General features: G+C 67.2%; 16 protein-coding genes. 8 read left to right on the forward strand and 8 right to left on the reverse strand.

Translation table 11 applies throughout. The annotated features are described in order from the left end of the window. The first annotated feature begins 30 nt into the window (after positions 1-30). Positions 31-2241, forward strand: a complete 2211-nt coding sequence (locus tag IPJ87_07445) for a trypsin-like peptidase domain-containing protein (GenBank protein ID MBK7941694.1) — start codon at positions 31-33, stop codon at positions 2239-2241. A 3-nt stretch (positions 2242-2244) separates the two neighbouring features. Here the strand turns inward: IPJ87_07445 and IPJ87_07450 are convergent, their stop codons facing one another. The 3 genes from IPJ87_07450 to fabG all read right to left on the reverse strand — a co-directional run bounded on the left by IPJ87_07450 (position 2245) and on the right by fabG (position 5835). Then, complete coding sequence (locus IPJ87_07450) at positions 2245-2874, reverse strand: YdcF family protein (protein MBK7941695.1); 630 nt, start codon at positions 2872-2874, stop codon at positions 2245-2247. 10 nt (positions 2875-2884) lie between these two features. Beyond that, entirely contained in the window at positions 2885-4975 is a 2091-nt protein-coding gene (locus IPJ87_07455) for a hypothetical protein (GenBank protein MBK7941696.1), read from the reverse strand. A gap of 110 nt (positions 4976-5085) precedes the next feature. After that, positions 5086-5835, reverse strand: coding sequence for a 3-oxoacyl-[acyl-carrier-protein] reductase (gene fabG / locus IPJ87_07460; protein ID MBK7941697.1), 750 nt, complete (start codon positions 5833-5835; stop codon positions 5086-5088). Between the two features lie 202 nt (positions 5836-6037). On the opposite strand from fabG, the gene IPJ87_07465 reads away from it, so the two are divergent. From IPJ87_07465 to IPJ87_07475, 3 genes are all read left to right on the forward strand, one after another. Then, positions 6038-7951, forward strand: coding sequence for a T9SS type A sorting domain-containing protein (locus IPJ87_07465; GenBank protein MBK7941698.1), 1914 nt, complete (start codon positions 6038-6040; stop codon positions 7949-7951). Beyond that, entirely contained in the window at positions 7929-8153 is a 225-nt protein-coding gene (locus IPJ87_07470; protein MBK7941699.1) for a hypothetical protein, read from the forward strand. The genes IPJ87_07465 and IPJ87_07470 overlap by 23 nt, the downstream gene beginning before the upstream one ends. 326 nt (positions 8154-8479) lie before the next feature. Then, positions 8480-9268: a hypothetical protein gene (locus tag IPJ87_07475; protein MBK7941700.1), complete on the forward strand. Its 789-nt coding sequence runs from the start codon at positions 8480-8482 to the stop codon at positions 9266-9268. Positions 9269-9512: 244 nt separating this feature from the next. Here the strand turns inward: IPJ87_07475 and sucD are convergent, their stop codons facing one another. Further along, positions 9513-10385 carry a succinate--CoA ligase subunit alpha gene (gene sucD, locus IPJ87_07480; protein ID MBK7941701.1) on the reverse strand — a complete coding sequence of 291 codons (873 nt, stop codon included), beginning with the start codon at positions 10383-10385 and terminating at the stop codon, positions 9513-9515. Positions 10386-10431: 46 nt separating this feature from the next. Then, entirely contained in the window at positions 10432-11628 is a 1197-nt protein-coding gene (locus IPJ87_07485; protein ID MBK7941702.1) for an MFS transporter, read from the reverse strand. Positions 11629-11720: 92 nt separating this feature from the next. Between IPJ87_07485 and IPJ87_07490 the strand changes: the two genes are divergently transcribed. Next, positions 11721-11948, forward strand: a complete 228-nt coding sequence (locus tag IPJ87_07490; protein ID MBK7941703.1) for a hypothetical protein — start codon at positions 11721-11723, stop codon at positions 11946-11948. A 334-nt stretch (positions 11949-12282) separates the two neighbouring features. On the opposite strand, the gene IPJ87_07495 is transcribed toward IPJ87_07490, so the two are convergent. Next, on the reverse strand, positions 12283-13602 hold the full coding sequence (locus IPJ87_07495) for an NAD(P)/FAD-dependent oxidoreductase (protein ID MBK7941704.1): 1320 nt from the start codon (positions 13600-13602) through the stop codon (positions 12283-12285). A gap of 37 nt (positions 13603-13639) precedes the next feature. Between IPJ87_07495 and mnmE the strand changes: the two genes are divergently transcribed. Next, positions 13640-14998 (forward strand): tRNA uridine-5-carboxymethylaminomethyl(34) synthesis GTPase MnmE, encoded by a 1359-nt coding sequence (mnmE, locus tag IPJ87_07500; protein ID MBK7941705.1) that lies wholly within the window; start codon positions 13640-13642, stop codon positions 14996-14998. Here mnmE and IPJ87_07505 read toward each other — a convergent pair whose 3' ends face one another. Beyond that, on the reverse strand, positions 14999-15778 hold the full coding sequence (locus tag IPJ87_07505) for a copper resistance protein NlpE N-terminal domain-containing protein (GenBank protein MBK7941706.1): 780 nt from the start codon (positions 15776-15778) through the stop codon (positions 14999-15001). Between the two features lie 43 nt (positions 15779-15821). On the opposite strand from IPJ87_07505, the gene IPJ87_07510 reads away from it, so the two are divergent. Continuing rightward, the gene (locus tag IPJ87_07510; protein ID MBK7941707.1) at positions 15822-16517 is read left to right on the forward strand and encodes a WbqC family protein; all 696 of its coding nucleotides are present in this window, start codon (positions 15822-15824) and stop codon (positions 16515-16517) included. Between the two features lie 45 nt (positions 16518-16562). Further along, a complete protein-coding gene (locus IPJ87_07515) occupies positions 16563-17450 on the forward strand; it encodes an alpha/beta fold hydrolase (GenBank protein MBK7941708.1) in 888 nt (295 codons plus the stop codon). Here IPJ87_07515 and IPJ87_07520 read toward each other — a convergent pair. Further along, positions 17428-17877 (reverse strand): hypothetical protein, encoded by a 450-nt coding sequence (locus tag IPJ87_07520; GenBank protein MBK7941709.1) that lies wholly within the window; start codon positions 17875-17877, stop codon positions 17428-17430. The genes IPJ87_07515 and IPJ87_07520 overlap by 23 nt on opposite strands. Between the last annotated feature and the right edge of the window lie 952 nt (positions 17878-18829).

Below are 18829 nucleotides of genomic sequence, written 5' to 3' on the forward strand. Positions count from 1 at the left end.
CCGGCTCGTCCTTCCACCGAACCCACCGCCATGCACCGGACCACGACCCTGCTCGGCCTATTGGCCGCTCCCCTGCTCACCCTGGCCCAGCCTGCCTTCGGTGGCCGCCCCTTCGGGTTGTCCGCACCGAAATACGGCCTGCCCGCCCCGCAGCAGATGACCATGCCCCAGGTGGACGTGGCGGCCCGGCTGGCCGAGGATGACCTTCATGTCCAGCAGGGACGGCCCGGTCCGGCGCGGTTCGGGGTGGTGCACACCACCGCGTTCGATCTTCAGCAGCACGGCAGCTGGCACGTGCGGCCCGATGGCCTGCGCATCTGGCAACTCGCCCTGCACTGCCCCGGCGCCCAGGCGGTGGGGCTCACCTTCACCGACTTCCGCCTCCCCGAGGGAGTGCGCGTCTTCATGTACGACCCGATCGGTCCCTACCGCGGGGCCTTCACGGCGGCGAGCGCACCCGGGATGACGAGCATGGGCACCGTGCCGCTCGCGGGCAGCACGGTGGTGGTGGAAGTGCAGGAACCCGCCGCCGTGGCGGGCCTCACCCGGCTCACGATCGGTGAGGTGATCCACGCCTACCGCGATCCCTTCGGCGGGGCCAAGGGCTTCGGCGACAGCGGCTCGTGCAACATCAACGTCATCTGCCCCGACGGTGATCCGTGGCGCGACCAGATCCGCAGCGTGGCCCTGATCCTGGCCGGCGGCGGCACCTGCACCGGCCAGCTGCTGAACAACTGCGCCGAGGACGGCACGCCCTACTTCCTCACCGCCAACCACTGCGTCAGCGGCAGCACGGCCAATTGGGTCTTCGTGTTCAACTGGGACAGCCCCACCTGCACCCCCACCAGCAACGCCCCGGACAACGAGACGGTGGCCGGCAGCACGCTGCTGGTGAACGACCCCGGCACCGATGTGGCCCTGCTGGAGCTGAGCGCAGCGCCGCCGGACACCTTCAACGTGTTCTACTCCGGCTGGGACAACAGCGGCGCCTTCCCGGACAGCCTGGTGGGCATCCATCACCCGAAGGGCGACATCAAGAAGATCAGCCGCGATCAGGACCCGCCCCTGCAAGGCACGTTCGGCAGCCCACCGGCGCAATGCTGGCACATCCAGACCTGGGACCACGGCACCACGGAGCCGGGCTCGAGCGGCAGCGGCGTGTGGGACCAGAACAAGCGCCTGGTGGGACAGCTCTTCGGCGGCCAGGCCGACTGCAGCAACAGCGTGAACGACTACTACGGTCGTTTCGACCTGAGCTGGCCGCTGCTGGAGCCGCACCTGGGCACCTGCGGCAGCACCCTGGACGGCTGGGACCCCAACGGCACCACGCCCGTGACCAACGATGCGGCGGTGACGGCCATCTTCGACCTGCCCGAACAGCTCTGTGGCATCGACAGCGTCACCCCTTACGTGACCTTGAAGAACAACGGCACGGCGGTGCTCACGAGCGCCACCCTGCTGGTGGCGGTGGATGCCGGGGCACCCGTCCCGCAGCCCTGGAGCGGCAGCCTTCAGCCCGGACAGACGATGAACGTGCCCATCGGCACCCAGTACATCGGCAACGGCACGCACACGCTGACGGTGGCCAGCAGCCAGCCCAACGGCCTGCCCGATGGCAACCCCGCCAACGACGCCAGCAGCCTGGAGTTCCTGGTCGCTTTCCCGGCGCAGAACGTGTCGATCATCCTCACCCTCGATGCCTGGGGGAGCGAGACCACGTGGGAACTGGCCACCGACCAGGGCACCGTGATCGACGACGGTGGCCCCTACCCGAACGGCGCTCCCGGCACGGACGTGGAGCTCGCCCATTGCCTGGGTGACGGGTGCTACGTGTTCACGATCGAGGACGTGGCTGGCGATGGCATCTGCTGCGACTACGGCAACGGTGGTCTGGTCATCCTCGATGCGGACAGCGTGCTGTTGGCGGAGAGCGACGGCGAGTTCACGGACCTGGAGGAGGTCACCTTCTGCATCACGGGCACCGGCATCGCCTCGCGCGATGAGGCGGCCGCCTTCACCCTCTGGCCCAACCCGGCGAACGACCGCCTCACCGTGGAGTGCGCGTGGGCCGAGCGAATCACCGTGTACGACCTGACGGGACGCCCGATGCGGGTCCATGGTGTGCGCGCTGGAGCGCTGCGCCACGCGGTGGACATCGCCACGCTGGCCGCCGGCGGCTACGTGGTGGAATGCGTGGGCGGAGGCCTCCGGCGCGCCCTGCCGCTGCTGGTGCAGCGCTGAGCCTCAGTAGCGCCAGGCGTAGTACACGAGCTTCAGGTACTCGTTGGCGCACATGATGAGGCCGTCCTCGTAGCGCCACCACTCCTCTTCGCGGAACAGCACCGCCGGTGCGCCGTGCAGGAGCACGGTGATGCCGCGGGCCTGCGGATGGCGGGCGAACACCCGATGGATCCTCCGCAGATGGAAGCGCGAGGAGAGGATCATGATGGTATCGTGCCCGGCGCGATGCGCGTGGACCAGGACCGCATCGGCCTCTTCGGCGGTGCTGGTGCCGTAGTGCAGGGCGGAGCCACGGTCCGGAGGAAGGCCGGCCCGTTGCGCGGCGAGCAGGGACACATCCGCCTCGGGCATCAGCATGCCGACGGACTCCAAGGAGGTGGGGATGTTGGAGCCGGTGAACCAAGCGTGGTCGCACCATCCGTCCTGCATCACCCGGGCGGCTTCGCGCCCCCGGTCCAGCGAAGCGCCGCCCAGCACGTAGAGGGCATCGGCGTGGCGGAGCGCATCCTCGCGGATCAGGAAGGCGCCGAGGCCGCGCAGCAACGGCACCCGGAAGGCCCAGAGACCGCCTGCGGTGCACACCACGACGAGCAGCACGGAAAGCACGCGGCCGGAAAGCGGGCGAACGGACATGTGCCGGTGGTCAATAGGCCCCGCTGCGCCGCCGCAGGGCCCACTCCAGGGTGAGCAGGGCCAGGAACAGCAGGAAGGGCCAGCGCAGGGCGATGAGGTCGGTGGTGCTGGCGTACGCATGGCTGCGTGGCGCGAGCCGCTGATCGGCCAGCAGCACGTCACGCAGGTCGTCCAGCCCGCCCGGACGCACCATGCGCCCCCCGGTGCCGGCCGCGAGGTCGGCGAGCAGGCCATGGTCCGCCACGGTGCGCACCGATTCCACCTGCACGGGCCGCACCACGAACTCGCCGGTGGCCGTGAACGGGGTGCCGTCATGGGTGGTGCGGGCCGAGTACGTGTAGCGGCCCGGCGCCGCGCCGTTGATCACCAGCCGGTGGCCACGACCGCTGCGGCTGAACGTGTAGGGACGTTCAAGGCCCTGCTCGTCCTTCAGCACAAGGCCCACCTCGGCGTCGTCGACCAGCTCGAAGGCCGCATCGTACAGCTCGGCCTGCAGCTCGACGGGTTCCTGGTCGTCGAACACGTCGGCATGCTGCACGCGGAAACGGTCGGCCGATGAGCGGTTGGCCATCAGCTGCACCAGCTTGCGGAAGAAGCTATCGAACCGCTCGGTGCCGCCGTTCTGCTGCTGATCGGCCAGCCGCCAGCGCCAGAGGCCTTCACCCGTGATCACGGCGGCGCGTGGCCCGGTCTGCGGGCGCTGCACGAGCAGCAGCGGCTGATCGGTGCTCACCAGGCCGATGCGCTGGCGGAAGCAGACGACCGCACCCGGCCCGGCCTGGTACTGCGCAAAAGGCACCTGCAACGGTGGAAAGCGCTCGAAGGCCTGGGCCGTGGCCGGATCCACCTGGAACAGGGCGAACGACGGCTCGAACAGCGGCCGGGCATCGGTGAGGGCGGTGCGTTGGGCACCCTCCATCCGAAGGCCGACACCGAGGCTGTTCACCGCTTCCGCATCGACCTCGGTGCCGAGGATGAACAGCAGGGGCACGTTGCGTTCCCGGCACCGCGCGATCAGCGCACCGCCGTCCTGCCGCACGTTGGGGATCCGGTGCAGCACCACCAGGTCGAAGGTGGCCACGTCCGCCGGCGCCTTGTCCATCATGGCCGTGGTCACCGTGTAGGCCTCGGAGCCCGAGAGGGCGCGGGCGAGGGCGCCCAGATCGGGATGCGGGCCATCGGCCAGCAGCAGGATGCGTTGGCGGTCGTCGAGCACCTGCACCACCACCTCGGCGCTGTTGTTGCGATCGGAGTGCTCGCCCTCGACGGGGCGCAGCACCACGCGGAAGCGCTGCATGCCGCTGGCGGTGGCCTTCACCAGCAGGGGCACCTGCTGGAGGTACGGGTCGCCGGTCACCACCACCTCACGCTCCACGAGCACCTGTCCACCTTGCTCCACCACCAGCCGCGTTCGGCGGCCCTGCAAGTGATGGGCCTCGATGCGGACCAGCACGGGGAACTCGTTGCCCAGATAGGCCAACCGGTTGGCCTCGACGGCGCGCACGAGGAGGTCGGGACGCACGGTGGTGTCGCCCAAGGCGATGGTGTGCACGGGCACGCCCAGCCGGGCGGCCTCGTGGCGCGGGTCGCGGCCGCGGTTGATGATGCCGTCCCCGTCCAGGATCACCGCGCCCAGGTCGGGACCGGCGAAGCGGTCGTGCACCTCGCGCAGCAGCGCGGCCATGTCCGTACGGTTGGCGCTCTGCCCGCGGTCGATGCCTTCCTCCACCTCACGGCCGTAGGTGAAGGTGCGGACGTCGAAGCGCTCACCGAGGGCGGAGGTCAGCGCATCGAGTTCCGCGGCGAACGTGGTGCGCAGGGCGGCCGTGTCCCCGGCGAGCAGCAGGGACGAACTGCCGTCGTGCGCCAGCACCACCACGGGCTTGCGCACCTCGCGCACCCAGGCCCGCACCAGGGGCCCCAGCAGCAGGAAGGCGAGCAGCGCCACCACGGTCGCGCGGGCCGCCGCCAGGGTCCACAGCAGGGTGCGGCCCCAGCCATGGGTGCGGGCCGTGCCCCGATACAACACCCAGGCGTAGGCGATGCCCAACAGGATGCAGAGCGGGATGAGCCAGGGGCTCTGGGTGAGGGTCAGGTCCACGGGGTGCAAAGGTCAGGGTTCCGCGTCGGCGTTCGATGCGTGGCAACACCCCGCACGTCCCTGCGCGGCGTCCTTCGGGCGGGTCCTGGCGGTGCCGATGGCGCAGCGGCTCAGGTGAGCATGCCTCCGCACACGTGCAGCGTCTGTCCGGTGACGTAAGTACTGAGGTCGCTGGCGAAATAGACGCAGGCGTTGGCCACATCGGTGGGCGTGCCGCCGCGCTTCAGGGGGATGCCCTCACGCCACTGCTCCACCACCTTGGGATCGAGGGCACCGGTCATCTCCGTTTCGATGAAGCCCGGGGCGATGGCGTTGCTGCGGATGTTGCGGCTGCCCAGCTCCAAGGCCACGCTCTTGGTGAAGCCGATGATACCGGCCTTGCTGGCGGCGTAGTTGGCCTGTCCGGCGTTGCCCTTCACCCCCACCACGCTGCTCATGTTGATGATGCTGCCACTGCGCTGCTTGAGCATGGTCCGCATCACCGCCTTGGTCATGTTGAACACGCTCTTCAGGTTGGTGTCCATCACGGCGTCCCAGTCGCCCTCGCTCATGCGCATCAGCAGCTGGTCCTTGGTGATGCCCGCGTTGTTCACCAGCACGTCCAGGCGGCCCCAGGCGGTGGTCACCTGGTCCACCGCGGCCTGGGCGGCATCGAACAGGGCGGCATCGCTTTGGATGGCGAGCACCTTGCGTGCGGACCGTGTGGCGAGCTCCGCGGCCAGCGCGTTCGCCTTCTCCGGGCTGCTGACGTAGGTGAAGGCCACATCGGCCCCTTCCTCCAGGAAACGTTCCACGATGCCACGGCCGATGCCGCGCGATCCGCCGGTGATGAGGGCCACCTTGCCATCCAACAGTCCCATGTGTGCTTGGGCCGGATCCCGGTGGAACCGGCGGTGGCTAAGGTAGCGGCGCAGGCGATCGGGCGGACATCGCAGGCGGAGCGGCCGGTTCCAGGGCCCGACCGGGCGGAGGTCCGGTCTGCCGCGGCTCTCCCGAAAAACCGGGATACCCATGGTCGTTCCGTGGAAGGGCCGTAATTTTCACAGCACAAAGCCAGAACCGATGCGTAGACCCCTACATCTGACCACGGCCGGCGGCATGATCGCCCTGTCCGCCTTGCTGTCCATGAGCCCACTGCTGCACGCGCAGGAAGTGGGCCGATCCCTTCCTGCCGCCACCGCCCAGGTGAGCGGGACCACCAACGCCGGCGAGCGCTCCCCGGTGCGGTCAGTCGCCTTGAAGGGTGAGGCACGGATCGATGTGAACACCACGCGTTGGGCCAATCGCGTGAGCCGGATGAGCCCGGCCAACCCGCAGCTGCCCGAGGTGGAGGCCATCAAGCAGGCCAAGTGGCCCGGCAAGGTGGCCAGCTTCCGTGGCGAGATGGGCGAACCTGTCCTACCCAAGGCTGTCACGCCCGCGATCGGGGTCAACATGGAGGCCAACTGGAGCCAGGTGAGCACCCCGCCTGACAACACCATGGCCATCTCCAACGGCGGGCAGATCGTGACCTGCAACAACGACGGCATCGAGCTGTACAATGCCAACGGCCAGTTCCTGGCGTCCACGTTCTGGCCCGACTTCTTCAACGACCCCCAGCTGAACGCGAACATCTACGACCCGAAGGTGATCTACGACCCGCAGGCGGACCGGTTCTTCCTGACGGTGCTGCACGGCACCACCTCCAGCAACAGCCTCCTGCTGCTCTGCTTCAGCAAGACGAACAACCCGCAGGACGGCTGGTGGATCTACTACCTGCCGGGCAGCCCGTTGGGCAACGGCACCTGGTTCGACTACCCCAGCATCGGCGTGTCGAACAACGAAGTGTACGTGTCGGGCAACCTGTTCACGGACGGCGCCAATCAGTTCCAGCAGGCGATCCTGTTCCAGATCACCAAGAGCGGCGGATACAATGGCGCCGCCAACCTGGACTGGATCTACTGGTACAACCTGAGCAACCAACCGTACGCCGCCTTCACGTTGGTTCCGGTGAGCGGGGGCCAAGGCAACTACGGACCGGGCATCCTGCTGTTGAGCGGCAACAGCCCTGGCGCGAGCAGCCTCCGCCTGTGGGACCTCACCGATAACCTCACCGGCAATCCCGCGCTGAACGTGTACGACGTGACTACCCAGCAATATGCCCCGGCAGCTCCGGCACAGATGCCCGGCAGCCCCGATCCGTTGAGCAATGGTGACTGCCGCATGTTGAGCAGCTTCTTCATGAACGGGCTGGTGCACTACACCTTCTGCACGGACATCGGCGGTGGTTGGAACGGTCTCCGTTACGGGCGCATCGACATCAACAACCTCACCGACCAGCGCACGAACCTTGGGCAGCAGGGAACGGCGGACCTATGCTACCCCGCGCTCGCCTCCTACTCCACCAGCAACAACGACCCCAGCGTGATGATCGCGTTCACGCGCAGTTCCGCGCAGGTCTTCCCCGAGGTGCGCGTCGTGAACGTGGATGCCAACCTGCAGTGGTCCAACAGCACCCTGGTGAAGTCCGGGGAGACCTATGTGGACTTCCTGCAGCAGGGCAATGAGCGTTGGGGCGATTACACCGGCATGGCCCGGCGCCACAGCGCCAACCCACCGCGTGTCTGGCTGGCGGCCTGCTATGGAGCGAACATCCAGGGCGGCCTGCAGAACACGTGGAAGACCTGGGTGGCCGAAGTGGGCGACGTTGGATCGTCGGTCATCCCGGAGGAGGCCGTGACGATGCAGGTCTCCGTGGCTCCCAACCCCACGGTGGACCTGTTCCGGCTCACCTTCCACATCGACGCGTTCGCGATCTACACTATCGAGGTGCTCGACCTGAACGGCCGCGTGGTGAAGACGCTGTACCAGGACGGGCTCACCGCAGGCGACCACCAGCTGTCGTTCAACCGCAACGCGTTGAGCGCCGGCCAATACATCATCGCCATCCGGAGTGGATCACAACCCATCGCGCATGAGCCCCTCGTCATCCATTAGTGTGGTGCTCGCCGCGCTGTTCATGGCGTGCTGCGGGCAGAAGGGCGCCACCGAAGGCAGTGCCGCGCCGGCGTCGGGCGGCCCACAGAAGGTGGTGGTGAAGGACGGGGAGCGCACGGAGGCCCCGCGCCCCGGCAGCAACGATCCCGCCGCGCTCGACAGCATCAAGCAGGAGAAGGCCCGGGAGAAGAACAAGCCCTGAGCCCGAACATCCCACAACGCAAAGGCCCCGCTCATCGAGCGGGGCCTTTGCATTGTGGGATGGGAACGACCCTGAAGGGGTCGCAGGTATGTCGATGGTGCTCCGCGTTCCGCATCCGACCCTGAAGGGGTCGCAGGCATCTCGGAGATGTTCCGCGCACTGCATCCGACCCTGAAGGGGTCACAGGCATCTTGGTCAGCATCCCTGCGCGTTCGACCCGCCGGACGGCGGGGTCGCAGGCCTTCAGCCTTTCAGCACCTCCTTCACCTTGGCGCCGATGGTGGTGTGGCTGATCTCTTCATCCCGACGGGCACTAATTTGGACGCATGTCGCATCTGCTGACCACAACGCTTCTCCTCGTCCTGACCAGCGCACATGCCCAGGTGAGTGAATCAAGGCGTTTCCTCGATGATGTCCTAAAGAAGGGGGAGATCCTCCCCAGAGAACTGAACGACAGCCTTATCGGCAAGGACTTCGGTCCGCTATGGACCGGTACGCCTAACTGGGCTATCTATGGTTTCATCGGCGACGACTACCAGCGACTGCGTGTGAAGTTCATCTCCGTGATCAGGGAACCATCCTACCCGGCCGTGTACCGCGTCTATGGTAAGGACATGGTGAAGAACAACATCTGTGAATTCCAAGGTGAGATCACGATCACCAACATTCGCCAATACGATGACATTTCCTATGGTCTGGATGAGGCTTGGCGGGATAGTGCCATTCAGGGACGGTTCCTGGTCTGCGGGCGCTACGAGCTTTTGGAGGATCCATCCCAGAAGCAAGCAGGCCTGTTCATAGGCGGGTTCGCATCATTCTTTTACATAGACCGCACTGGAGCCGTGCGGTACGACGATATCGACGATGTGGCGGACGGATATACGAATAACCAATTCGTTGGTGAGTGGTCCTCCTACGATGGAAAGTTCCGCAAGCGATGCAATTGGGGGGACGATCGCATCCCGAACTCGGGAGACCTCGACATGGGCGCAGGAGATTTCTCTCCAGCAGAGGAGTTCAGTTCAAAAGGCTGGGAAAATATCAGCCTGAGCTACCAGATCGGACCCGCTGGAGACCGAGCTCGAGCTGCCGAGCGCGAGATATGGTGGAAGTAGTTGGTCAGTTTCCCGTGCACCCGACCCTGAAGGGGTCGCAGGCATCTTGGAGATGTCCCGCACACTGCATCCGACCCTGATGGGGTCGCAGGCAGCTTGATCAGTTTCCCGTGCACCCGACCCTGAAGGGGTCGCAGGCAGCTTGGAGATGTCCCGCACACAGCATTCGACCCTGAAAGGGTCACAGGCATCTTGGTCAGCATCCCTGCGCGTTCGACCCGCCGGACGGCGGGGTCGCAGGCCTTCAGCCTTTCAGCACCTCCTTCACCTTGGCGCCGATGGTGGCGGGGCTGTCCACCACGTGGATGCCGCATTCGCGCATGACGGCCTTCTTCGCGGCCGCGCTCTCATCGGCACCGCTCACGATGGCGCCGGCGTGGCCCATGGTGCGACCCTTGGGGGCGGTCTCCCCGGCGATGAAGCCGATGACGGGCTTCTTGCAATGGGCCTTGATCCACCGCGCGGCCTGGATCTCCAGGTCGCCGCCGATCTCGCCGATCATCACGATGGCCTTGGTCTCGGGGTCGTTGGCGAAGAGCTGCACGGCCTCCAGGGTGGTGGTGCCGATGATGGGATCGCCGCCGATGCCGATGGCCGTGGTGATGCCCATGCCGGCCTTCACCACCTGGTCCGCCGCCTCGTAGGTGAGCGTGCCGCTCTTGCTCACGATGCCCACGGGACCCTTCTTGAACACGAAGCCCGGCATGATGCCCACCTTGCATTCATCGGCGGTGATGACACCCGGACAGTTGGGGCCGATGAGCGTGCAGCCCTTGCCGCGGATGTACTCGCGGGCGGCGACCATGTCCTTCACCGGGATGCCCTCGGTGATGCACACGATCACCCGGATGCCGGCCTCGGCCGCCTCCATGATGGCGTCGGCCGCGAAGGCGGGCGGGACGAAGATGATGCTGACGTCGGCCCCGGTGGCCTTCACCGCGTCGCTCACCGTCTCGAACACAGGACGGTCCAGGTGCTGCTGTCCCCCCTTGCCCGGGGTGACGCCGCCGACGACGTTGGTGCCGTACTCGATCATCTCCCGGGCGTGGAAGGTGCCTTCGCTGCCGGTGACGCCCTGGACGATGACCTTGCTCTTCGAATGGACGAGGACGCTCATGGGAGGATGCGGGGCCGGGTTGATCCGGCGGCCGCGAAAGTAAGCCTCACCCCCGATCGGGACGGAGGCCGATGCGCTGGTCCATCCGGTGGAGGAACCCGCGGATGTAGAAAAATGTGGCGAGCATGATGGCCGAACCGCCCAGGAAGGGCAGCAGGTGCCACAGCTCGTAGGCGCGGCCCGCCATGAAGGGACCGGCGATGCGACCCAGGCTGCCGAAGCTCTGGTTCATGCCCAGCACCTGGCCCTGCTCCTTCTGGTCGGCCTGCCGCGTGAGCATGGCGGCCAGCGACGGCCACAGCATGCCGTTGCCCAGCGCGAGGCAGGCGATGGGCCCGAAGGCGGCCGGGATGAACCAGGCCCGGGGCACCAGGCCGGTGAGCGCCAGCCCGACCGCCACGAGGATGGTGCCCATGATCACCAGACGACGCTCGCCGAAGCGCTTGTTGAGCCAGCCCAGCAGCCCGCCCTGCACGATGGCGCTGGCCAGGCCCACCGCCGCGAACATGTAGCTGATCTGCGCCTCGGTGAGGCCATAGTCGTCCTTCCACAGCAGCGGCACGGCGGTCTGCATCATGCTGAAGGCGGCGATGTAGATGAAGCCGATGAGGTAGATGTCGCGGAACCGGATGTCGCGCAGCGCCCGCACCGTGGCGGTGATAGGCGCGAAGCGGATGGGCGCGTGCGGATCGCGTTGGTGCAGCGACTCGGGCAGCAGCAGCCAGATGCCGAGCAGGTTCACCAGGCAGAGGCATGCGGCCACGTAGCCTACCCAGGCGGTGCCGAAGTAGTGGTACACCACCCCGCCGAGCGGCGGGCCCGCGATGAAGCCCAGACCGAAGGCGGCGCCCACTAGGCCCAGCGACTTGGCACGGTGCTCCGGTGGCGTGATGTCGGTGATGTAGGCCTGCGCTGCGGCGATGTTGGCCGAGCCCACCCCCGTGAGCATGCGGCTGATGAACAAGAGCACGATGCCATGGGCGAAGGAGAACAGCAGATAGCTGACCCCGCTGATGGCGACGGCGATGGCGATCACCGGCCGACGGCCGTAGCGGTCGCTCACCGCACCCCAGAACGGGCCGAAGAGGTACATGAGCACTGAGAACACCACCGCCGTATCGCCCACCAGCGCGTCGCTGGCGCCCAGGTCACGCGCCACGAAGGGCACCACCGGGATGAAGATCCCGAAGCCCATCAGGTCGATGAAGATGGTCAGGAACAGGATGACCAGCCGACGGTCCATGGGGCGCGAAGGTCGGTCGGAACATGGACTTCCTGTTCCGCCACCGGCGCATACCACGCGCCCGGTCCGCCCGTTCCACCCACGCCACGCCCATGAGGACCGCCCTTCGCACCTCCGCTTCCCTGGCCGTGTTCACGGTCCTCCTCCTCAGCCTCCTGATCGATCCGTGGATGCCCCTGCATGCCAGCTGGCCCTTCACCCTCTCCCTCGGCCTGCTCACGGCGGCCGTCGCGGCCTGGGTGTCGGCCGCCAGCGCATGGCTGTCCCGCAGGACCATCGTGCTCATGGCTTTCCTGCTGGTGCTGTCGATGCGCTACTAGGACTTCAACAGCCGCAAGCCCTTCCTCCGGAGCTTCCACGGACTGACCCGGGGAGACACGAAGGAGGAGGTGATCCGGCGGATGGCGCGCTTCCGGTTGTCCGGCCACGGCAGGGGCTTCGTGTTCGCCCGGCTCCGGCAGCGGTACCCGATGCTGCATGAACGGGTGGAGTACCTGTGCTTCACCCACACCCGCGAAGGCTGGGGCGACTCGGACTGGGGTCTGGTCCACTTCGTGGACGGCCGGCTCATCGACACGCAGTTCAGCCACGACGAAGGCGGTCAGGGGGCGCACCTCCATCCGTTCAGGCCTGCGGTCTCGGACGGGACGGCGGTCACCCCTGCGGCGCCTCCACCACCTGCTGTGCGCTGCTGCGGATGTACGGGCGGATGATGAGCCGGATGGTGTTCTTCCAGCTCAGGTACTTCCACGCCCAGGCCATCAGCACCTGTAGGCGGTTGCGGTAGCCTACCAGCGCCATCAGGTGCACGAACATCCAGGCCAGCCAGGCGATGAGACCGCCCATGTGGAAGCGGCCTACGTCCACCACGGCCTTGTAGCGTCCGATGGTGGCCATGCTGCCCTTGTCCTTGTACATGAAGGCCTCCATGGGCCCGCCTTTCGCTTTGCGGATGAGGTTGTCGGCCAGCAGCCGGGCCTGTTGGATGGCCGCCGTGGCCACCTGCGGATGGCCCCGCTCCCACGTGCCTTCGGCCATCAAGGCCACATCGCCCAGCGCGAACACATCGGGTACGCCCTGCAATCGGCTGAAGCGGTCCACGTGGTAGCGGTTGGCCTGCGGCACCTCGGCGGCCTCGAGACCGGGCAGCGTCACACCCTTCACCCCGGCCGCCCAGATCAGCGTGTTGCTGTCCATGCTCGTCCCGTCCTTGAAGGAGACCACCTCCCCGTCATACCCGGTGACACGCGCCCCGAACTTCACGTTCACGCCCATGTCCTCCAGGTACTTCAAGGCGTTGGCACTGGCCTTCTCGCTGAAGTTCTTCAGCACCCGCTCGTTGCTGTCCACCAGCCAGATCTGCATGCGGTCGCTGTCCAGCTCGCGGTATTCGCGCTTGAGCACGGTGCGGCGGATCTCGGCCAGGGCACCGGCCAGTTCCACGCCGGTGGGACCGCCGCCCACGATGGTGAAGTTGAGGCAGCGGCGTTGTCCGGCCTCGTCCTGCGCGTACAACGCGGCCTCGAAGTCCTGCAGGAAATCGCTGCGGATGTCGAGGGCCTGGCCGATGCTCTTGAGCTGCATGGCCTCGCGCTCGAGCTGGTCGTTGCCGAAGAAGTTGGTGGTGCTGCCCGTGGCCAGCACAAGGATGTCGTAGGCGAACTCGCCATGATCGGTGACCACGCGCTTCTCCTGCGGCTTCACGGCCAGCACGCGGGTCATGCGGAAGGCGACGTTGGGCATGGGCGCCACGGTGCGGCGGAAGGGATGCGCGATGCTGTCGGCACTGAGGCTGGCGGTGGCCACCTGATACAGGAGCGGCTGGAAGCAGTGGTGGTTGTGCTTGTCCAGCAGCAGCACCTTGTACGGAGCGCCCTCGAGCCGCTTGATCAGCTCCAGGCCGGCGAAGCCACCGCCCACCACCACCACCTGCGGGTGCGGCAGGGCCTCGTATGCGCGGCGGGCCTGTGACATGGCGGAGCGGCGGCGAAGTTCCGGAAATTCGCGGCCGATGACCGACCAGGACACCATCTGCGCGCCGGCCACAGCCGGGGGTGCCGCCGCCGTGGCGGTGGTCCGCCTCAGCGGTCCCCGGGCCGTGGCCATCCTTGACCGGCTCACCGCAGGAGCTGCGCGCACCTGGCCCGAGCGACGGGCGGTGCTGGCGCCGCTGGCCGATGCCGAAGGCCCCATCGACGAGGCGTTGGTCACCGTGTTCCGCGCGCCGGCGAGCTACACCGGCGAGGAGGTGGTGGAGCTCGGCCTGCACGGCTCGCCCTACATCGTGCAGCGCGTGCTGGAGGCGGCGGTGCAGGCGGGCGCGCGGCTGGCCCGGCCGGGCGAGTTCACGTTGCGCGCCTTCCTCAACCGCAAGCTGGACCTCAGCCAGGCCGAGGCCGTCGCCGACCTCATCGCCGGCCAGGGGGCCGCCGCCCACCGGCTCGCCCTGCAGCAGCTCCGCGGCGGTTACAGCGCCCACATCGACGCGCTGCGCCAGCAGCTCATCGACTTCTGCGCCCTGATCGAGCTGGAGCTCGACTTCGGGGAGGAGGACGTCACCTTCGCCCGCCGCGATGAACTGGACGCCCTGCTGGTGGACCTGACCGGCCTCTGCACCCGGCTCATCGACAGCTTCCGCTACGGCAACGCGGTGAAGGAGGGCGTGCCCGTGGCCATCGTGGGCGCGCCCAATAGCGGCAAGAGCACGCTGCTCAACGCGCTGCTACAGGAGGACCGCGCCATCGTGAGCGACATCCCTGGCACCACGCGCGACACGGTGGAGGAGACGATCACCCTGAACGGCATCCTGTTCCGCTTCATCGACACGGCGGGCCTGCGCGAGACCGGCGACACGGTGGAGCGCATGGGCATCGAACGCAGCTACCGCAAGGCGCGCGAGGCCGGCATCGTGGTGCTGCTGGGCGATGCTGCCGCCATGAACGAGGACGCCTTCCTCACCCAGGCGGCCCTGTTGCGCGAGCGCATCGGCGAGGGACCGCACCTGCTTCCGGTGCTGAACAAGTGCGACCTCACCGACCAGGACGCCGACCTCGGCGGCCGGGTGATGCGCATCAGCGCACGCACGGGCCGGGGCCTGGATGGGCTGCGGGAGGCGTTCCACCGGCATGTACGCAGCCTGCACGAAGGCGACGGTGGCGTGGTGGTGACGAACGCGCGGCACGTGGAGGCCCTGAGCCACGCCCGTCAGGCCCTGGAGGACGCGCGCGCCGGTCTGCACCAGGGGGTCAGCGGCGACCTGCTGGCCATCGACCTGCGCCGCGCGCAGCACCATCTGGGCGAGATCACCGGCCGCATCACGCCGGACGATGTGCTGGGCAGCATCTTCGGCCGCTTCTGCATCGGCAAGTGATCACGGGCACGGCATCCCCTCCGTCAGCACCTGGTGGATGAGGACGTACTCGTCCGACCCGTCGCCCTCCATGGCCGGCCCGAGGTCGAGCGAGCACTCCACCTCGATGGTCCAGGGCTCGCCGCCCTGCGTCACGCTGCGTCGGTAGCGCCGCTCGAGGTCCGCGCCGTTCATCGACCCCACGAGCTCCCCCTCCTCGGCACCGAGGTCCTCACCACCGGCGCAGGGCCACGAGCGACCGGCGCCGCAGGGCGCGAAGCGCATCGCGTCGGCCAGGAAGGTGAAGGTGCCGGTGAGGCGCATGCGCGGGATCTCGCCCTCCAGCTCGTCGGACAGCTTCTCCAGGGTGTAGGGATGCTGCGAGGCGAACGGCGCCCCCATCTCGTCGACCATGCGCAGCCCGGCTTCCGTGCGCTGGTGGAAGTCGGGCTTGTCGCCGGCTTGTCCGATGGTGAGCAAGGGCTGCGCACCGGGCGCATCGGGTGCCACCACGTGCCAGCGGCCGATCAGGCCCAGGGCCGCCTCGCCGCGGTCCAGGTAGCGCCGCCGCAGGATGAAGGTGCTGTCGCTGCGCACCCACAGCTGCGTCACGATGCCGTGGCAGCCGGCGCAGGGCAACGTATCCTCATAGTAGCCCGGCCAATCGATCGGCGTCGCCGGAAGGGCCCTGGTGGGTCCGACCGCCGGAAGGCTGTCGTGGGCGACGGAACCGTCGTTCACGGAGCCGCCGCCGCAGGAGGCGATGACGAGCGCAGGGAGCAGCAGCAGGGAGGCGCGCATGCAGGGGGGGGCGTCGGCCGAAGGTAGCGCGACCTTTGCGCGCATGGTCCCGGTGTGTACCGCCTTCTACTTCGGCAGCGTGGAGCACTATCGGCTGCTGGCGCGGCATCCGAAGGTGATCATCGATGTCGGCGAGCACTACGAGCGCCAGAGCTACCGCACCCGCACCCGCATCGGAGGCCCCAACGGCGTGCAAGACCTGAACGTGCCCATCGCCCGCGACCACGGACGCAAGCTGCCGATGCGCAGCGTGGGCCTGAGCTACAGTGAGACCTGGCCGCAACAGCACCTGCACGCCATCCGGAGCGCCTACGGCAACACGCCCTGGTTCATCCACTACATCGATGCGATCGAAGCGGTGGTGATGAAGCGTTACGAACGCCTGGTGGACCTGGACCTGGCGACGATGCGGCTGGGGATGAAATGGCTCGGGCTGACGACGGAGGTGGAGGTGAGGGAGACCTACTTGGACGTGAGTGGCGAGTGGCGAGTGGCGAGTGATGAGCGTGGCCCCGCGGAACCACACTCGCCACTCGTCACTCACCACTCGGTCAACGACACTCGACACTTGGACCTCCGGACCACCTTCCACCCCAAGAAACCGCTGCCTCCACCGGTCGAAGCGGTCCCAGCCTACCCCCAGGTCTTCGCGGACCGCCACGGCTTCCAGCCCCGGATGAGCGTGATCGACCTGGTATGCAACTGCGGACCCGAGGCCGCCCGCATCCTGCGTTCTTGATCCCCATCAAGCGCACGGGTGGCAACCTCGGCCCAGTTTCGCCGCATGGTCACGGACATCACCCTTCCCGCCTGGGTCGACCGCAGCGCTCTTCCGTTCCGCACGCACACCTACCACCACCCCGACGGGCGGATGCACTACGTGGACGAGGGCTGCGGCCCGGTGATGCTCTTCGTGCACGGCACGCCCGACTGGAGCTTCGGCTTCAGGCATCTGATCACGGCCTTCGCCCCCACCCACCGCTGCATCGCACCGGACCACCTGGGGTTCGGGCTCAGCGACAAGCCCCACGGAGCCGACTACACGGTGGCCGCGCAGGCCCGTCGCCTGCAGCGGTTCATCGACCACCTGGGTCTGCAGGACATCACGCTGGTGGTCACCGACTTCGGTGGCGGCATCGGCCTGCCCCATGCGTTGGAGCATCCGTCGAACGTGAAGCGCATCGTGCTCTACAACACCTGGCTCTGGGACCTGATGCCCGACAAGCGTTTCAGCGGTCCTACCGCCATCATGAAGTCCGGGCTCGGGCGATTCCTCTACCTGCGGATGGGGTTCAGCGTGAACGTGATGATGCCCAACGGATATGGCGACCAGAAGAAGCTGGACAAGGCCACCCACGCGCACTACCGGCACGCCCTGCCCGATGCCGCCGCGCGCGCGGCCACCTTCGCCTGTGTGCAGGAGATCAAGAACGCCGGTCCCTTCTGGCAGGCGCAATGGGCTCGGGTGGAACTCCTGCGCACCATTCCCACCTTGCTCTGCTGGGGCCTTCAGGACCGCTTCTTCCCGCCCGACCTGATGGAGCGGTGGATGCGGGCGCTCCCTCACGCCACCGTGCGCACCATGCCTCAGGCCGGGCACTTCCTGCACGAGGAGGCGCCGCACGCCCTGGTGGACGCGATCCGGGCGGTCATTTCTCCGCGCGTCCGGTGAAGCGGTACAGGGTGGCTGAACCGTCCGCCTTCGACACGTTCATTTCCCCGTTGAAGACACCCTTCACCACGTCGCCCTTCCACGCGCGCGAGTTGCCCATGTCATCGCTCTTCACCGCCTTGATGGTGAACTGACCGGGACCGCTCTCATAGCAGCCCACCTCACCTTGGGTGAGCCCCTCGGTCGCACAGGCCGAGCAGTCGAACTGATCCCCCGAGAAGGTGACCACATCGCTGCCTTGGTGCTGACCGCTCAGCTCATAGTCGAGGTGGAAGACCACCCCACCCTTCAGGATGGAGCAGTCGGCCTGTCCCCAGCGGGCCGTGTCGAGCGGTGGAAGGTCGTCGGCGCCACCACCGGGTCCACCGCAGGAATGGAGGGTCAACAGTCCAAGGCCCAAGGCCAGGGGGAGGATCGTGCGCTTCATGGTCAGGTTCGTGGTCCGCGAAAGTAGAAGCACCCGGCCAACCCGCATCCACCAGCACCGACCGGCCCGGGTCCGGCGAGCCTGTTCATTCCGCAGACGCGGGGGGACGCAGATGCCCCACTATTTTATCCGCAGATGACACAGATGTCACAGATACCCCCTCCCCGCACTCATCTGTGTCCATCCGTGTTCATCTGTGGACGCATTCCAAGGCGAGCCTGCGCGCCGCATTCATCTGTGTCCATCCGTGTTCATCTGTGGTTCTTCAGCCCCGATCCCGCATTCATCTGCGACATCCGTGTCATCTGTGGACGCATTCCGGCGAGCCTGCGAGCCGCATTCATCTGCGCCATCCCGCAGGGCGGGGGACAGGTCCCGCGCCATCTGTGGACGCATTCCGGCGAGCCGCGAGCCGCATTCATCTGTGTCCATCCGTGTTCATCTGTGGTTCTTCAGCCCCGATCCCGCATTCATCTGCGACATCCGTGTCATCTGTGGACGCATTCCGGCGAGCCTGCGAGCCGCATTCATCTGCGCCATCCCGCAGGGGCGGGACAGGTCCCGCGCCATCTGTGGACGCATTCCGGCGAGCCGCGAGCCGCATTCATCTGTGTCCATCCGTGTTCATCTGTGGACGCATTCCAAGGCGAGCCTGCGCCGCATTCATCTGTGTCCATCCGTGTTCATCTGTGGTTCTTCAGCCCCGATCCCGCATTCATCTGCGACATCCGTGTCATCTGTGGACGCATTCCGGCGAGCCTGCGAGCCGCATTCATCTGCGCCATCCCGCAGGGGCGGGACAGGTCCCGCGCCATCTGTGGACGCATTCCGGCGAGCCGCGAGCCGCATTCATCTGTGTCCATCCGTGTTCATCTGTGGACGCATTCCAAGGCGAGCCTGCGCGCCGCATTCATCTGTGTCCATCCGTGTTCATCTGTGGTTCTTCAGCCCC

The sequence above is a fragment of the Flavobacteriales bacterium genome (assembly GCA_016713875.1).
Taxonomy (GTDB): domain Bacteria; phylum Bacteroidota; class Bacteroidia; order Flavobacteriales_F; family PHOS-HE28; genus PHOS-HE28.

Coding starts and splice junctions, on each gene's coding strand:
- IPJ87_07445 (MBK7941694.1), top strand. CDS start 31: ATGCACCGGACCACGACCCTGCTCGGCCTATTGGCCGCTCCCCTGCTC.
- IPJ87_07450 (MBK7941695.1), bottom strand. CDS start 2,874: ATGTCCGTTCGCCCGCTTTCCGGCCGCGTGCTTTCCGTGCTGCTCGTC.
- fabG (MBK7941697.1), bottom strand. CDS start 5,835: ATGGGACTGTTGGATGGCAAGGTGGCCCTCATCACCGGCGGATCGCGC.
- IPJ87_07465 (MBK7941698.1), top strand. CDS start 6,038: ATGCGTAGACCCCTACATCTGACCACGGCCGGCGGCATGATCGCCCTG.
- IPJ87_07470 (MBK7941699.1), top strand. CDS start 7,929: ATGAGCCCCTCGTCATCCATTAGTGTGGTGCTCGCCGCGCTGTTCATG.
- IPJ87_07475 (MBK7941700.1), top strand. CDS start 8,480: ATGTCGCATCTGCTGACCACAACGCTTCTCCTCGTCCTGACCAGCGCA.
- sucD (MBK7941701.1), bottom strand. CDS start 10,385: ATGAGCGTCCTCGTCCATTCGAAGAGCAAGGTCATCGTCCAGGGCGTC.
- IPJ87_07485 (MBK7941702.1), bottom strand. CDS start 11,628: ATGGACCGTCGGCTGGTCATCCTGTTCCTGACCATCTTCATCGACCTG.
- IPJ87_07490 (MBK7941703.1), top strand. CDS start 11,721: ATGAGGACCGCCCTTCGCACCTCCGCTTCCCTGGCCGTGTTCACGGTC.
- IPJ87_07495 (MBK7941704.1), bottom strand. CDS start 13,602: ATGTCACAGGCCCGCCGCGCATACGAGGCCCTGCCGCACCCGCAGGTG.
- mnmE (MBK7941705.1), top strand. CDS start 13,640: ATGACCGACCAGGACACCATCTGCGCGCCGGCCACAGCCGGGGGTGCC.
- IPJ87_07505 (MBK7941706.1), bottom strand. CDS start 15,778: ATGCGCGCCTCCCTGCTGCTGCTCCCTGCGCTCGTCATCGCCTCCTGC.
- IPJ87_07510 (MBK7941707.1), top strand. CDS start 15,822: ATGGTCCCGGTGTGTACCGCCTTCTACTTCGGCAGCGTGGAGCACTAT.
- IPJ87_07515 (MBK7941708.1), top strand. CDS start 16,563: ATGGTCACGGACATCACCCTTCCCGCCTGGGTCGACCGCAGCGCTCTT.
- IPJ87_07520 (MBK7941709.1), bottom strand. CDS start 17,877: ATGAAGCGCACGATCCTCCCCCTGGCCTTGGGCCTTGGACTGTTGACC.